12 protein-coding genes are annotated in these 15,724 nt (G+C 44.0%); 1 reads left to right on the forward strand and 11 read right to left on the reverse strand.

Annotated features, from left to right (window positions below; genetic code table 11):
* Window positions 1-450: 450 nt before the first annotated feature.
* From V7R55_RS13995 to V7R55_RS14040, 10 genes are all read right to left on the reverse strand, one after another.
* Window positions 451-3,660 (reverse strand): efflux RND transporter permease subunit, encoded by a 3,210-nt coding sequence (locus tag V7R55_RS13995; RefSeq protein WP_020744071.1) that lies wholly within the window; start codon window positions 3,658-3,660, stop codon window positions 451-453.
* Window positions 3,661-3,675: 15 nt separating this feature from the next.
* Complete coding sequence (locus V7R55_RS14000) at window positions 3,676-4,983, reverse strand: efflux RND transporter periplasmic adaptor subunit (RefSeq protein WP_020744072.1); 1,308 nt, start codon at window positions 4,981-4,983, stop codon at window positions 3,676-3,678.
* Window positions 4,984-4,987: 4 nt separating this feature from the next.
* Window positions 4,988-6,352: a TolC family protein gene (locus V7R55_RS14005; RefSeq protein ID WP_334059965.1), complete on the reverse strand. Its 1,365-nt coding sequence runs from the start codon at window positions 6,350-6,352 to the stop codon at window positions 4,988-4,990.
* A 69-nt stretch (window positions 6,353-6,421) separates the two neighbouring features.
* Window positions 6,422-6,799: a hypothetical protein gene (locus V7R55_RS14010; RefSeq protein ID WP_334059966.1), complete on the reverse strand. Its 378-nt coding sequence runs from the start codon at window positions 6,797-6,799 to the stop codon at window positions 6,422-6,424.
* Between the two features lie 22 nt (window positions 6,800-6,821).
* Entirely contained in the window at window positions 6,822-7,724 is a 903-nt protein-coding gene (locus V7R55_RS14015; protein ID WP_334059967.1) for a cation diffusion facilitator family transporter, read from the reverse strand.
* A gap of 215 nt (window positions 7,725-7,939) precedes the next feature.
* Window positions 7,940-11,074 carry an efflux RND transporter permease subunit gene (locus V7R55_RS14020; protein WP_334059968.1) on the reverse strand — a complete coding sequence of 1,045 codons (3,135 nt, stop codon included), beginning with the start codon at window positions 11,072-11,074 and terminating at the stop codon, window positions 7,940-7,942.
* Window positions 11,075-11,134: 60 nt separating this feature from the next.
* Window positions 11,135-12,070 (reverse strand): efflux RND transporter periplasmic adaptor subunit, encoded by a 936-nt coding sequence (locus V7R55_RS14025; RefSeq protein ID WP_061093929.1) that lies wholly within the window; start codon window positions 12,068-12,070, stop codon window positions 11,135-11,137.
* Complete coding sequence (locus V7R55_RS14030) at window positions 12,070-13,404, reverse strand: TolC family protein (RefSeq protein WP_029937684.1); 1,335 nt, start codon at window positions 13,402-13,404, stop codon at window positions 12,070-12,072. Before V7R55_RS14030 ends, V7R55_RS14025 begins: the two co-directional genes overlap by 1 nt.
* Before the next feature lie 72 nt (window positions 13,405-13,476).
* Window positions 13,477-13,893, reverse strand: a complete 417-nt coding sequence (locus tag V7R55_RS14035; protein WP_015065927.1) for a hypothetical protein — start codon at window positions 13,891-13,893, stop codon at window positions 13,477-13,479.
* On the reverse strand, window positions 13,859-14,476 hold the full coding sequence (locus tag V7R55_RS14040; RefSeq protein WP_015065928.1) for a cation transporter: 618 nt from the start codon (window positions 14,474-14,476) through the stop codon (window positions 13,859-13,861). The genes V7R55_RS14035 and V7R55_RS14040 overlap by 35 nt, the downstream gene beginning before the upstream one ends.
* A 79-nt stretch (window positions 14,477-14,555) precedes the next feature.
* Here V7R55_RS14040 and cadR point away from each other — a divergent pair, with 79 nt between their 5' ends.
* On the forward strand, window positions 14,556-14,945 hold the full coding sequence (gene cadR / locus V7R55_RS14045; RefSeq protein WP_105937005.1) for a Cd(II)/Pb(II)-responsive transcriptional regulator: 390 nt from the start codon (window positions 14,556-14,558) through the stop codon (window positions 14,943-14,945).
* Window positions 14,946-15,266: 321 nt separating this feature from the next.
* On the opposite strand, the gene V7R55_RS14050 is transcribed toward cadR, so the two are convergent.
* A complete protein-coding gene (locus V7R55_RS14050) occupies window positions 15,267-15,722 on the reverse strand; it encodes a hypothetical protein (RefSeq protein WP_139125469.1) in 456 nt (151 codons plus the stop codon).
* Window positions 15,723-15,724: the final 2 nt, after the last annotated feature.

Here is a 15,724-nt window from a genome sequence, read left to right on the forward strand (position 1 = left end):
TGATAATTTATACTTTAGTAAATCACGTAATGAGTAATATTAGACACGTGAATTGTATGACGTTAAAACGGGAGTTCTAGATTGACGGTCGTATTCCGATTTACTTAAACATTGAATTCTCGAAATCAGGGAAAAAGTGTGCTAAGTCTCACCTGAACTGGTGTTCAAGTGATGCCAGAATAGTGTCCAATTCCCCTAGCCTGGAACAGATCTAATTGGCGTTTTCTGCAATGATTAATGCGGTAGACTGGTGCGAGCAAGAATAGACGCTGTCCGACTAAAAAACGAGATGAATAGAGGCGGATATTGGACATCGAAAACCCTTGAACCGCCAGAACCAAGGGGAAACGCATATTATTGTTTACTTGACAGGGCAGCTTAATGGGTGAACCCCTTATAAAGTGATAATCAGCCTGCCGATGCTCATCGCACACAGCAGGCCAGCTGAGCTTAGGAAGGCGCTCTTGCCATATCTTTTAACTTCCCTTTTGAAAACCAGGCGAATAGCACAGGTAATACAAATAGAGTTAAAAATGTAGCGGTTACCAAGCCACCAACGATTACACTCGCTAAAGGCTTTTGGATTTCAGCACCAACGCCATTAGACAGTAACATTGGAATAAGGCCTAGCGCAGATGTAATCGCTGTCATCAATACAGGGCGCAGTCTTGATGTAGCACCATCAAATACGGCGTCAGATACCGATAACCCGTCTGCAACACGCTGATTGATGCTTTCTACCATCACGACTCCGTTTAACACCGCTACGCCGAATAGGGTAATAAAACCTACGGAGCTCGGCACAGAAAGATATTGACCTGATAACCAAAGTGAAAATACCCCCCCGATAACAGCCAATGGTACATTTACAAGTATCAACATTGCCTGACCAAATGAAGCAAAAGCAAAGTACAATAATAAAGCTATTAACCCCAAAGAAAGTGGCACAACCAATGATAGTCGCTTCTGCGCTCGTTGCTGATTCTCAAATTGCCCGCCAATATCCACTGAATAGCCAGTAGGCAGTGCTAGCTGCTCATCAATAGATTGACGAATATCTGCCACCACGCTACCCATGTCTCGACCTTGAACATTTGCCTGGATAACAACTCGCCTCTGTACGTCATCACGTCTGACTTGCGGTGGACCAGAAGCAATCGTCACTTCTGCAACATCTCCTAAACGAACCCATGCACCTGACGGAGTTTGTAAGCGCAAGTCGGCTATCGTTTGACTGTTATTTCGAAATTGTTCAGCAAGCCTGACATAAATATCATAGCGCTCATTACCATTGATGATTTGGCCAGCGCTGGCTCCACCTAAACCTTCGCTTACGAGCTCCATTACATCACCCACGGCCAACCCATAGCGCGACAGAGCGCGGCGATTCGGTGTCACAATCAGTTGAGATTCACCGGCAATTTGCTCCATAGCAACATCTCTTGCACCTTCAACTTCTTTTACTAAAGCTTCAATGGCTTGGCCTTTTTCAGCCAAGATGTCAAGATCAGGTCCAAATAATTTAATGGCAAGTTGAGCTCTTACACCCGATAACAACTCGTCCACTCTTGTCGCGATAGGTTGAGAAAAATTGAAGAGCAAACCCGGATGTTGCTCCATTTTTTCTTCCATTAACGCTTGCAGTTCATAGCGGTTACTTGCACTTGTCCATTCAGGCACTGGCTTTAACCCGATATAAATTTCGATATTGTTTACAGGCTCAGGATCGCCTCCTATTTCGGCGCGACCGATACGCGACAATGTATAGGTGACTTCTGGAAACCCCATTAATATATTCTCAAGCTTAGGGGAGACCTCTAGGGCAGTATCTAAACTAGATGAAGGCGCTAAAGTAACACGCAAGTTAATGGTGCCCTCTTCCAGTTCTGGTACAAACTCTGTGCCAAGCCGAGGAAGCACTACACCAGCAGCGACTACCATAATTGCAGCAATTCCAATCACTACTTTTTTATGCAAAATTGCCCACGATAGCCCTTTGCGATACCCCGCGTCTAAAGGTTTCAACACAACGCTTTCTCGTGGTTTCACGCCTTTTTTAAATAGATACGTCGCCAATGCCGGTACAATAATCAGTGCAACTAATACCGCCGAAAGCATGGCCAACATAATACTAATAGCCATTGGTTGAAATAATTTTGCTTCAACGCCTTCAAAGCTAAACAAAGGCATGAATACCACAAGGATTATGGCTGTTGCGAAGAAGATAGGCCGGGCTACCTCCTTGCCCGCTTCTTGTAATCGCAAAGCGATACCGTGCGTATCATGGGACGAGTCTAATGGATCATCATCTTCAACATGTTCACCCAATTGTCTCTTGTGATCATGCTCAGCATCAGTGTGAGTCAAGTGTTTAAACATGTTTTCAACCATTACCACTGAGCCATCTACTAGCATGCCGATTGCCACTGCAATGCCCCCAAGCGACATAAGGTTGGCAGAAAGTCCAAACCACGACATGACCATTAAGGCAATACCAATAGAAATAGGGATCGAAATCAGGACTAAAAACGTGGCTCGTAGATTCATCAAAAATAAAGCTAGAATAACAATAATAAATACGAACGCTAACATTAGCGCATTTACAACCGTATCCACGGCTTGAGTAATTAAGTCAGCTTGATCGTAGAATACTTCAAAACTCACGCCATCAGGCAATGCTTGGTTAATTCGCTGAATACGAGCATTGACGCCATCAATTGTGGCTTTCGTGTTAGCTCCCATGCGCTTAAGTACAATGCCTGAGACGACTTCACCTAAGTTTTGAATGTTACCGTCGGCGTCTTTTCTGGTCATGGTGGCAGCACCCTGACGAATTTCGCTACCTAACTCAACGTTCGCCACATCGGATACAGTAATCGTTGTTCCGTCTACGGTTTTTAAAGGTACCTGACGTAATTGCTCTAACCCTTCCTCGCCATGATCTAACCAGCCAGTGCCTCTTATCACAAGTTGCTCCTGCCCTCGGTTCATATACCACCCCCCCACATTGGTATTATTCCGCTCAAGTGCTTCCATCACTATATCTTGAGTCAAGCCATATCCAAGTAATTGAGATGGATTGAGGTTAACTTGGTATTGGCGTACTTCCCCACCAAAAGAGAGCACATCCGTTACGCCATCGGCAGGAAGCAGCAGCAATTTCACCACCCAATCATTTAAACTACGCAACGCCATAGCGTCTAGGCCTGAATCGGGCTCAGCCAACAATAGATACTGATACACTTGCCCCAATCCTGATGTGTTGGGTCCCATTTCTGGCGTACCGACGCCCTCGGGAATTAACTCTTTAGCCGCTTGCAGACGCTCGAATACCAATTGACGTGCAAAATAGATATCTGTGTCCTCGCTAAACACAACGGTCACACCTGAAAGACCTGTTTTGGAAATAGAGCGCACTTCCATCACATCCGGTAAGGCATACATCACCGCTTCTATTGGATAAGTAATTAACTGCTCTACTTCTTCGGCAGCTAACCCCGGTGCTTCTGTATTGACAGATACTTGCACGTTGGTGACATCTGGAAATGCATCCAAATTCAGTTTTGGAATAACAAAAACCGCGCTGACTATTAACGTTGTCAGAGCAATCACCACTAACAAACGATTAGTAACAGCCCAATCAATTAATTTATTAAACATAAAGACTCCTCCTAATTAGTGGTTGTGTGGGTCAAAACCGCCTTTAGCGATTTGTGAAGCGACAAAAAAAGCACCTTCGCTTACTACGCGAGAACCCGGCTCTACACCGGTTATTTCCCGCAAGCCACCAAGCGCTCTTCCAAGTTCAACTTCGACGGGTAAAAACTCGCCGGGATGATCTTCTACAAATACCATCCAGTCTCCATCGGGCCCTCGCATTAGCGCACTTTCTGAAACAGCCATTACCGGCATTTTTGTCAGAAAACGGAAATACACCTCGGCAAATTGACCAGGATGCAAACGATGTTCAGGGTTGCTCACTAATAGCCGAACCGTTCTCGTTCGAGTAATTGGGTCAATGGTATGTGCCTCTTGTGTAACCGTTGCATCAACTGTGAAGTCTCCCACTTTGATTTGTGCCGGAGAACCTGCACCTAACCGCAGGTTAATATTCGATGGTAGATGCGCTTCTACCCAAAGTTCACTTTCATCTGCCAACGAGATCAACGGCTCTCCCGCATCAATACGCTGACCTTGTTCAAACGAGTCACTGAGTACCGCGCCATCAATTTCAGCACGTAAGCTATATTCTCCTAATGCTATTGATTGCTGTGAGGTGAGCGTTTTCAAATCTGCATCGGATAAACCATATGAGATTAATACTGCACTAGCCGCTTCAAAATTAGCTTTTGCATCAATGTAGCGCTGCTCTCCAACAGTTTTTCGACCAAGTCCTTTTACTCTTTCCCATTCTGGATATGTTGTTCGGTAATTGGCTTGTGCTTGCGCAACGGTTTCGCTAAAAAGCGTGACAAGCACTTGGCCTTTATTTACCCTGTCTCCCAATGCCACATGACGACGCGTGACAACGGATGCCACTCTGGGTGATACTCTATAGCTGCTATAGCCGTTTGATAATATTTCACCCGGTGCATACAAAGTATAATTGACAATTTTGGGGCTTAGTGTGCTTACTTTAATGTTGGCTAATGCCATTTGATTGGAGTCTAGCGATGCAGAAGCAGATTCATCATGCTCTTCATCGTCTTTATTCTCGCTTTCACCTTTATCATGAGCATGTTCGCTTTCGTGATCATCATGTTCATCGGCCCCCTCGCCTCCGTGCTCATCATGCTTTTGACCATCTTGTAGTTCATGTTCTTCATGACCATCATCAGTATGTTCGTCATGCTTATCTTGTATGCTTTTATCAATTCTTGTTACCGTTTCATTGTGAGCATGCTTTTGATCAGACTCTTGTGCGAAACTTGGTGCAGCGCCGACATATGAGGCGATGAAAACTGCTAATACTGTTTTATTCATTTTGTTAATCCTGATGATCAATAGAGAAATCGTGTTGAACTGGGGGCAAGTCGATAAGGCGACCTGATTGCAGCATGAGATTTTTCAATGCTATGCGCGTTTGCTTTTCCAGCTCTATGCCAGACAGTAAGCTTTCTGCGCGTTGATTCAGTGCTAGCAGGTAATTAGTTGTTGATAAATCGCCACTTCGCCACTGCTTTTCTAACAAATTAGCACTACTCTCGATGCGACTCTTTACGAGCGATTGCCATTGTGAAAACTGCTGGTTGTAGCTTTGCCATGCGCCAAACGCACCTTGTAAATCGAAACGTAGTTTCTGATACTGCGCTCTAAAACGTGCTTCGGTTTCTAACGCCATTCGTTCAGCGGAACGAGTTTCTGCACTGTAATTATTACGAATGTTTAACGGTATAGAAAAGGTCAGTCCAACGACGTTTTCTCGCTCTTCCCGCCCCGCATTAATACCAAAAGTAGGATTTGCTTTTGCATTACGTCTAGTGACTTCTGCTTCTTCTTTTTGCGTGAGCCATTGCGCATAAGCTTTAGCTATTTTGGGGTGCTTTAGTAATTCTTCATCAGACGGATATGCAACTTTAGAAGGCCAAAACTCGTCCGGTATCCGCCCTCGCTCTGGCTCCCAATCAGGGAGTAACTCACGCACTATTGCTTCGGCCATTTGAAGTTGAGCCTCTGATCCCGCCACCTGAGCAAATTGTTTCGACAACGACAAAAAGGTAAGCTCTGCATCGATACTGCCTAGATCACCGGCTTCTTGGCGTATTTCGACTAATTCAAGTAACGAATTAAGTTGCTGTTGTTGTGATTTGGCAATAGACGCTGCGCGTTTTGCTGCATGCCAATTAATTAATGCTTCGATAGCATCGGCTGATTTGTTTAAAAAGACTTCTTGGTATTGAGCTTGTGCAGCAGTGCGCATAAAACCGGCTTTTTGTCGCCTTGCGCCTTGCCTGTCCCAAAGGTCGATTGTCTGTTCAATACCTACGCTGTAGTCATTGTTATCGCCATTTCGCGCATAATCAGTTGACAATTCAGGGTTATAAAGTGCTTGCTCAGAAGCTTCCGCAAGCGCCCCAGTACTAAACAATTGTTCTTTAGCCGCTATAATGTTGGGATGTTTATTTATCTGCGATGATAACCAGTTTTCCCAGCTTTGATTTTGAGCGTGAGCAAAAAGTGGAAGAAACAATACGCAAGCGCATAAAAGTTTAAGTCTGTTAAATGTCGTTGAATCAAGAGCCTTGTATACATTGGTTGATTCTGCCTGAGTGTTTCGCGTGAAAGTACATCGCGCGACGAAAAGTGGCCACGTGAATAATTGGTCACGCTCATTACGATGAGTGAAATTCATAATAAATCCTAAAATATGATAAAAACGGTCAACGCGGATACACGTTCCGCGATGCAATCAATATACTTCCTAGGATTGGTATTTTGGTGGTCGTAACAGGCGGTTGATGGGTGCGTCAATGACGGCATCCAAATAGTTGAAGTTGTGGCCGGACGCCAACTCATTAAGGTTATTGATGCTGTGGTGACCTACCCATTGGGCATGTGAGCCGTGGCAGTGTCCGCAGTGGTGGCAATCGGCAGGATTATGGTGAACCTTTGCGTCATCTTCACTGATATCTATTTCAGGGCTTACCGAGGCGTTGATGCTATGCTCGGCATGATCATGATCGTGTTGCAGGTGTTCAGTGTCTATTGCATGAAAATCCAATGAATTAGCTACAGCAGAAAACGACTGAAATACGATCAGCATGATCATGATGTAGCTTGTTCGTTTAAGTTTTTTCATCTAAAGTAGTCTATCAGTTTCTTTACGCCTCGTCACGGCATTGTTCATCCGCAAACTCAAACTCGACTGTCGTATGCTCAAAATTATATTTCTTGAGTGAGTTCTGTACGTCATTTTTAAGCGTTTGAATATGCTCTGTGGACACATCTCCAACTAACACTAAGTGAACGGTCATCACATTGCGCTCTCCATCAAGTGACCAAATATGAAAGTGATGTAAATCACTGACATTCTCGTTTGATAACAAATCATCCCGAATATTTGCAAGTTGCTCTTGATCAGGGGTGGCTTGTAAAAACAGCATCAAAGTTTCTTTTAGGTTGCGAAAGACATTAAACAAAATGAACAGCGTAAACCCTATGGATAAGATGGGATCGAGTATTGGCCACGGCTTGAATATCAGAACAATCGATACAATAAATACAGCCACCCAACCCAGGACATCTTCGAGCAAATGCCAATTGAGCACGCGCTCGTTGAGCGAGTTACCCTCACTGAGTTTATAAGCAGCAAAGCCATTCACTGCCATGCCAAAAATCGACAATAACAGCATTCCTTCCACTTGCGGCATCTCAGGCTCGGCCAGCCTGGGAATGGCTTCAAATAGTATCCAAACGGAACCAATAGTCAGCACAACACCATTAATTAACGCCCCCAGAAGTGAAAATCGTTTATAGCCATACGAAAATGTACGATTAGCATCTTTATCACTGAGCTTGTTTAAGCCCCATGAGGTGCCAATCGATAAACTATCGCCTAAATCATGAACAGCGTCCGCCATAATAGCGGTACTGTTCGTTAGCCAGCCACCAATAAACTCGATAATGGTGAACACCACATTTAGGAAAAACGCCCAACCAATACGCTTTGACGCATCACTCGAACGCCCATGTGAATGGTCGTGACTATGATTGTGACTGTGCATGATTTAACCTTTTAAACACATGATGTTTTGCTTCTTTACTAAAGTTCATAAAGCCCCTCCTACATATCTAATGTAGTTGCTTGGAGCGTCCTATTCATTTTCTTAACAGTATTACCGATATAGTTATAAAAAACCAATGACACCATCAACTATTACTTTTCAGCGTTTGTATTTCAAAGGTCGATACTAGGAATCGACCTTCTCCATAACTATTATTAACTAGCGTGATTAATCGTCAATTTAGTTAGATGTCTCCCATACACAATTCTGTAGAGAACTGGTAGAACAACCAAAGTAAGCAGTGTCGAGGACAAAATGCCGCCAATCACAACAGTGGCCAACGGTCTTTGCACTTCTGCACCTATGCCCGTATTCAGCGCCATGGGCACAAATCCAAGGCTTGCAACTAATGCTGTCATTAATACCGGACGCAAGCGAATAAGAGCCCCTTCAACAATGCTATTCACTAATTCTCCGGTTTCTAGCAAACGTTGCTTGATGAATGACAGCATTACCAATCCGTTTAATACGGCAATCCCAGACAGTGCGATAAACCCTACCGACGCGGATATGGATAAAGGCATATCCCTTAACCAAAGAGACATTACACCGCCTGTTAATGCCAAAGGGATACCTGTGAAGATAATTAACGCATCACGTATTGAACCAAACGCAATTACCAGCATAGTCAAAATCACAAACAACGTAACCGGTACCACAATCGTCAATCGTTGACTCGCACTTTCGAGCTGCTCAAAGGTTCCACCATAGTCGAGCCAATAACCAGCAGGTAAATTTACTTCATCATTAATTCTCGCCTGAGCTTCCTCAACAAAAGTGCCAATATCTCTGTCACGCACATTTGCTGTGACAACAATACTACGTTTGCCATTTTCCCGGCTTATTTGGCTAGGTACTTCTTTAAATGCCAGTGTGGCTAATTCGCTCATTGGTACATGCTCACCAGAGGGCGTGACTATGGGAATGGTTTCAAGCTGAGTGAGTTCATTTCGAATGTCGTCGGCATATCGCACGACAATTTTAAAGCGTCTGTCGCCCTCAAAAATCATTCCAGCGGTTTCTCCACCTGTCGCAGCATTGAGCCATAACTGCAAGTCGGCTATATCCAAACCAAAGCGTGCCAATTGATCAGGCTTTGGTGTGACGGTGAAGATTGGAATGCCTTCTACCTGCTCAAGCCTCGCGTCATCAGCTCCTTCAATCGTTGAAATAACGGTCAAAATGTCAGAAGCAGATGCAAAGAGCGTATCTAAGTCATCCCCAAATAGCCTTATCCCCAAATCTGCCCTTACGCCACTAATCAATTCGTTAAAACGCATTTGTATAGGTTGCGTAAATTCATAATTATTGCCGGGCAAAGTAAACAAGTCCTCTTCAAACGTTTTCACTAACTCAGCTTTTGTCATTGATGGATCGGGCCATTGCTCCCTAGGCTTTAAAATAACAAACGTATCAGTAATGTTTGGTGGCATAGGGTCGGTGGCGACCTCACCCGTACCCGTGCGACCGAATACCGTCTGTACTTGCTCATACTGCATAAGTTTCGCTTCAAGAGTTTTTTGCATTTCAACTGCTTGTTCTACCCCTGTCCCAGGGATGCGTATCGCCTGTACTAAGATATCACCTTCATTGAGCTGGGGAATAAACTCGGAGCCTAATTTACTGCCCATCCATAAACTGCCGACAACCAAAGCACTCGCTGCTACTACCACTAGCCATCTAAAACGCAGCGCTCCCGTTAAAACAGGACGATAGACTGCCTTTGCACCTTTAATAATTGGGCTTTCTTTTTCGCTAATTTTACCTCTCATGAAAATTGCTATCGCCGCAGGCACTACGGTAAAACAAAATACCATTGCGGCAAGCAAAGCCATTATCACGGTCGCTGCCATGGGGTGGAACATTTTACCTTCGACGCCAGTGAGCGTGAACAAGGGGATATAAACAATGGTAATGATCAATACACCAAACAAACTGGGACGTATGACTTCATTAGTGGCTTCATATACAACATTCAGTCTTTCTTTGAGCGGTAGAGTTGCGCCGTTTTGCTTCTGGGATTCGGATAATCGCCTGATACAGTTTTCAACAATGATAACTGCGCCATCGACAATCAAGCCAAAATCCAGTGCGCCTAAACTCATTAAGTTAGCAGACACATCGGTTTTGACCATACCCGATATCGTGGCAAGCATTGCCAGGGGTATTACAGCGGCTGTAATAAGTGCAGCTCGCACATTCCCAAGCAAAACGAATAGCACAACGATGACAAGTAAAGCGCCCTCGACGAGGTTTTTCTGTACTGTGTCGATGGTTTTGTCAACGAGGCTTGTTCTATCGTAAACCGCTTCAAGGATAACGCCCTCGGGTAAGCTTGTTTTAATGGTTTCGAGCTTACTGTCCACAGCTTTGGCGACCGTACGAGAGTTTTCTCCCACTAACATCATTGTCGTGCCAATCACTGTTTCTTGGCCATTTAACGTGCCGGCTCCAGAGCGCAGCTCTTTACCGAGGTTGATTTGGGCGATGTCTTGAATTTTTACCGGTACGCCATCAATGATCTTAACAACCACTTGGCCGATATCGTCGATGCCCTTCAGTTGGGCTTCCGATCTGATCAGTACTTGTTGCCCATTTTGTTCTACAAAACCAGCGCCTTGATTCGCATTGTTGCGTTCTAGCGCACTGAGAAGGTCACCTGTACTTATCCCAAAGTTTATCATTGCGACTGGATTAGGATTCACATGATATTGCTTTTCAAATCCGCCTACCGCATAAACCTCGGTCACCCCCTCAACAAGCGACAATTGGGGCTTAACTACCCAATCATGGATCTCCCTTAATGCCATAGCATCATAGGGTTGACCGTTGTCCTGTCGCGCCTGAGGCTCAGCACTTAACGAGTACATGTAAATTTCACCCAAGCCTGTGGCGATAGGGCCCATTTCAGGGGTTAACCCTGTTGGCAATTGCGCCGCGATGGCGGTGAGACGCTCGTTGACGAGATTTCGTGCGAAATATAAATCGGTGCCCTCTTTAAACACGACTGTGACTTGCGACAAGCCATAGCGTGATATCGAGCGGGTATACGATAAATTAGGCAAACCGGCCAGCGAGGTTTCAACTATAAACGTTATGCGTTGCTCAGTCTCCAAAGGCGAGTAACCTGGGGTTGCGGTATTTATCTGCACTTGCACGTTGGTGATATCAGGCACAGCATCAATCGGCAGTTGTTTGTAACTGTACATACCAAAAAAGGCGACAAACAAGGCGAACAACATCATGACACCACGGCGCTCAATCGACAGACGGAGTATTCGTGCAATCATGCTCTCACCTCACCGTTTTTATGGACTTGGCTTTGCTTTTGACAATAAATTCGCAGGTAATTAGTCATCATCGCCCGCCTCCATTTTTAATAAATCAGCTTTTAGTAGATAGCTATTTTCTACAACGACTTGCTGGCCTATTTGAACGCCCTTCACAATCTCTACTAAACGGTTGTCCGTGTTCCCAAGTTTTACTTGGCGGGGGTAAAATCGTTCCCCTTCTTTGACAAAAACAATGGTTTGCCCATCTAACTCTTGTATTGAACTTTTGGGGAGTGCCAGATTGACTTCTTGGAAACCAATCTGAATATAACCCTCTACCATAGCGCCTAAAGGCCAATAACCACTGCCATTATCAACGTTCACAAACGCGATAGAATAGGGTTTGTCATCCGGTGAGGACGTAATGTGGCTTATACTTGATTGTTGCTGCAATTCCTCAAGCCTTAAAGTGACTTCCATATCAGCGGCAATATGAGTACGTTGTTTGGGGAAAATAGCCAATTGAGCAATTGCGCGAGAGTAATTAGCAACAGAAAGCAGCACTTGACCGTTGGTGAGCTCACCATCATTGGCGTGTCTAGCTATGATTTTTCCAGACATCGGTGAGGTGATTGAGTATTGATTTAAACTCTCGTTTGACTCAATGATTGCCAGCGTGTCACCTTTTTCTACTTTATCTCCAATATTCACCATGATACGTTTTACAACACCGTCGAAGCGGGCACGAATATGACTCAGTGACGCAGGATCATGAACTATCCGCCCAAACGTTCTGGTTGTGAGCGATAATGATCCTGACGCGGCTGAAGCAGTCACGATATCGTGTTTAAGCATCCGTTCTTGAGATAATACTACGTACTCGGGTCTTTCTTCGGCTTCCTCATCGTCATCATCAGCCAGGGCGACAGTAGCAAACAATAAAGTAAGTAGCATGGCTAACACGCCAAGCAAGTAACGTGCGCTAGTGAGTAATGTAAATTGTGATGTATTCATTATTTTTTCTCTAGTAATTCTGATGATTGAGCAGACGTCGAGGGAGAGTCAGAAAACACGGGAATTCCCGTAAGTGCCTCTAGATCTGCGCTTCGAAGGTGGACTAAGCCTGCGGCTTTTATCAGTGTTCGTTGCATATCTATGAGTTGCTGTTGCGTTGTCACCCACTCTATATAGTTGTAGCGACCACTTTCATAGCCATCCCGCGCCAATTTCAATGCAGATTCCAATGTGGGAACGACATTGTCTTGAAGGGTCGTAACAGTGAGCAAGGCTTGGTCTTTTGCGCTAATGACTTGATTTAATTGGCGAGTGAGTTCACGAATTTTCGCTTGTTTTTGATAGTCGATACTGTCAAGCAATGCGCGCTGTTGTTCGTATTCTCCTAGATTCCGCTGCTTGGTATTTAACGGCACCGAAATACTGGCGACTAACGCTGTGTCATTAATTCCCTGCATTCTTCGGATACCGGCTTCCCACGCAATGTCGAACTGCTGACTGGCCTGAACCACTCTCAATCTGGCCTCTTGTACCCGATAGTTATCAGCATAAAGCAGAACGTGTGGATTGCTTTGAAGCTGTGAAAGCATATGTTCAAGTGATAGTGAATTTGGAAACGATAACAGTGTCCCTTCAACTTCCGCAAACGCAGCGTTAGTGTCACCCCACATGATGGCCAGGTCGCGTTTATACTCATTGAGTTTTTGTTCACTTATCAATAACGACAAACGCGCCTGCGACAACGCTGACTCTGCACGTTTTTTCTCAAGTGGTGAAGAAGCCCCCGCTTCAACCCGTGTAGAGACTGTCTGAAGCATTGTGCGAGCCAGCATTTCAGCTCGTTGCTCAGTCTTGTGCAACGCTTGTTGGACAATGACATTGATATATCGTCGAGTTGTTTCACCCAAGATGTCCAGCGTACGAATGCGCCGTTGTGTAAGCAGTTGTGCTTTTTTTGAACTCACCACATTCATTCGGCCGCTGACTTTATCTCCAAGCTCGATGACCGACGATAAGGTCAGTGTCAATTCGGCATCTTTGATACCAGACACTTCGCCTGTTCCCAACACATTTTCAACTTCAACCCCAACAGACATTTCAGGTCGTAAGCTGGCCATTTTTGATTCACCATCCAAAGCCGAAGATTTAAATTCGAACACAACTAAATCTGGGTTGTTTGATAATGTGCGTTTGAGCGCATTTTCAAGCGTGATTGAAGACTTTTGCGCATTGGCAGATTGAACAGATATGCTCATGGTTACCAGTGCAGCAGATATCAATTTCAGATACGCTGAGCTAGCTTTTTTTATGCCCAATGGGCGTGAAGAACTCATAAAAGAACCTTTTGTTCATAAGATAACGACATACATGGAAAGCACCCATGCAAACATATAGGAGGGAATGGATTAATGTTGAGGTGGGCGCAAAAGGCCTTCGACTAGGCCGTCAGTGACGTTGCGGGAATAACTGTATTGATTGGTATATAACGGTTTAGATACGTCATTTATTGGGTGTTGTGCCAGAAACTTAATCTGTCCACATTGACACAGCACACAATGGAAACACTTAGACTCTTCACTCGACGTATTATCACCAGCATTTACATTTTTTTCGGGAACATCATAAGTGCCTATCGACTTTGATTGTTCAGGGACTGACGATACCTCCGCAGGGTAGTCATCGCATTGAGCGGCGAACGAAAAGCCCGATTGACACATGAGCAAAGTAATAAGTAGCCATGCCAACCTACGCAGTTTTGATGTGCAATTAAAAATTGGCATTTTCTTATCAACTTTGCGCATTAAGCGCTCGCTGTCTTTCATTTCCAGCATCTTCGAGGATCATTTTTGCCCCGCGCAACACAACGCACGAAACTATCACACCGATAACCAGATCAGGCCATCGAGAATCGAGCCAAAACACCAAAACGCCAGCAAAGATAACACCTAAGTTGGCAATCACATCGTTGGCTGAAAATATCCAGCTTGCCCGCATATGCACTTCTTCATTTCTTTGTTTGCGTATGATCACAAGACAAATGACATTAGCAACCAGTGCAACTGCCCCCATAGCCATCATTAGTCCCGATACAGGTTCGCTACCGTAAATTGACCGTCTTACAATATCAATGATAATCAACACACCCAGTGCCATCTGAAAAAAGCCGCTAATTCTAGCCGCATTGGCTTTGTGCAATAGCGATTTACCAATAGCATAAAGGGCAACACCATAGACAACTGCGTCGGCGAGCATATCAAGTGAATCGGCTATTAATGCGGTTGAATCAGCAAGCAACCCGATCCCCATTTCTATAACAAACATTGTCGCGTTTATTCCCAAAAGCCAATACAAAACCTGTCGTTGAGACTGGTCTTTTATTTCAACTTCGCACCCACATCCGCTCATTAGAAACACACTCTTTACTGATGAATAGTATGAGTATAAAGTCTATACTTGGTATAGAGTCAACGGTTAGGAGAAAAAAATGAAAATTGGTGATGTCGCAAAGACGACAGGTTGTAGTATTCAGACCATTCGTTTTTATGAAAAGAAGGGGCTCTTGCCTGAGCTTAAGCGCTCAAGTGGAAATTATCGTGTCTACGACAAGGGGACTATTGAACAACTCCTGTTTATCAAACAGTGTCGTTCATTAGATATGTCTATCATGGAAGTAAAAACGCTAATGGACAGTCGTTCGAGGCCAGATCAGAGCTGTTCAAATATCAATACGTTAATAGCTAAGCATTTATCAGACGTCATTATTCGCATTGAAGAGCTAAACGCATTAAAGTCATCACTCGAAAATATGGCGTCAAAGTGTGATCAAAACAAAACCATTAGGGACTGTGGTATTTTAAATTATTTACACACTTAAAAGTGTAAGAAGCACACAGTTTCACTGTGCGCACTCGCCTCAACGTGTATCTATCGGCTAACATTCTTCATGCGTATAGATTTATAAGGCAAAAATCAATAGCCTGATATTCAGCGTTTGTAGTCTACCGTGTACGATTTTCTGCCATTGACCCGTAGAGATTTTTACAATTCGCACCGTTCTTTACCAACAAGTTTTATCTCTGAATCGAAAACGCTGAGCATTTATTTTACAGTCTCAGCGTACTAGAGACGTAGATATTGGCCACAAACTTCACTGGCAGCTCTCAAGTCTCGAGCTTTTTGGGTTTTCAAATTCAAATCAGAAATAATCGACTATCCTTGAAAGAACAATTGTAGAAACGATAGCGAAGCCTAAGTAAATCAACACATTTGGAAACTTCTTTAGCTCATCCACTTCTGCATCTCCCTCAAGAAGCATACTATTTACTATTGTGAGTGGAATAAATGTTAAAAAGCCCAATAGATTCAGTGGATGAGCAACCGCGACTCCCCCGACAACAAATACAAGTTGTAGTACAAAAACAAACTTCACAAAGGAGTTTGAACGTTTAGTCGTGCTACCTACATCAACCAAAAATGAATAACTAAAATACGGATATAAAATACTTTTTACAAAGATAACCAAGTCGAATTCTTCGACTTTAGCTTTCCTACTAAAATTTTTGTAATAGTAATAAATGTTAAACAGCCCAAGAGTAGCAAACGAAATTGCCATCAATTTCGAGCTGTTTACTGCATAAAGTTTTGATTTCAATA

The organism is Alteromonas sp. S005, from assembly GCF_036864475.1.
Taxonomy (GTDB): Bacteria; Pseudomonadota; Gammaproteobacteria; order Enterobacterales; family Alteromonadaceae; genus Alteromonas.

What these genes read in the sequence shown, in the direction of transcription:
- V7R55_RS14020 (WP_334059968.1), bottom strand. Translation starts at nt 11,074, where the DNA reads ATGATTGCACGAATACTCCGTCTGTCGATTGAGCGCCGTGGTGTCATG.
- V7R55_RS14010 (WP_334059966.1), bottom strand. Translation starts at nt 6,799, where the DNA reads ATGAAAAAACTTAAACGAACAAGCTACATCATGATCATGCTGATCGTA.
- V7R55_RS14005 (WP_334059965.1), bottom strand. Translation starts at nt 6,352, where the DNA reads ATGAATTTCACTCATCGTAATGAGCGTGACCAATTATTCACGTGGCCA.
- V7R55_RS14040 (WP_015065928.1), bottom strand. Translation starts at nt 14,476, where the DNA reads ATGAGCGGATGTGGGTGCGAAGTTGAAATAAAAGACCAGTCTCAACGA.
- V7R55_RS14030 (WP_029937684.1), bottom strand. Translation starts at nt 13,404, where the DNA reads ATGAGTTCTTCACGCCCATTGGGCATAAAAAAAGCTAGCTCAGCGTAT.
- V7R55_RS14000 (WP_020744072.1), bottom strand. Translation starts at nt 4,983, where the DNA reads ATGAATAAAACAGTATTAGCAGTTTTCATCGCCTCATATGTCGGCGCT.
- V7R55_RS14035 (WP_015065927.1), bottom strand. Translation starts at nt 13,893, where the DNA reads ATGAAAGACAGCGAGCGCTTAATGCGCAAAGTTGATAAGAAAATGCCA.
- V7R55_RS14025 (WP_061093929.1), bottom strand. Translation starts at nt 12,070, where the DNA reads ATGAATACATCACAATTTACATTACTCACTAGCGCACGTTACTTGCTT.
- V7R55_RS14015 (WP_334059967.1), bottom strand. Translation starts at nt 7,724, where the DNA reads ATGCACAGTCACAATCATAGTCACGACCATTCACATGGGCGTTCGAGT.
- V7R55_RS13995 (WP_020744071.1), bottom strand. Translation starts at nt 3,660, where the DNA reads ATGTTTAATAAATTAATTGATTGGGCTGTTACTAATCGTTTGTTAGTG.
- cadR (WP_105937005.1), top strand. Translation starts at nt 14,556, where the DNA reads ATGAAAATTGGTGATGTCGCAAAGACGACAGGTTGTAGTATTCAGACC.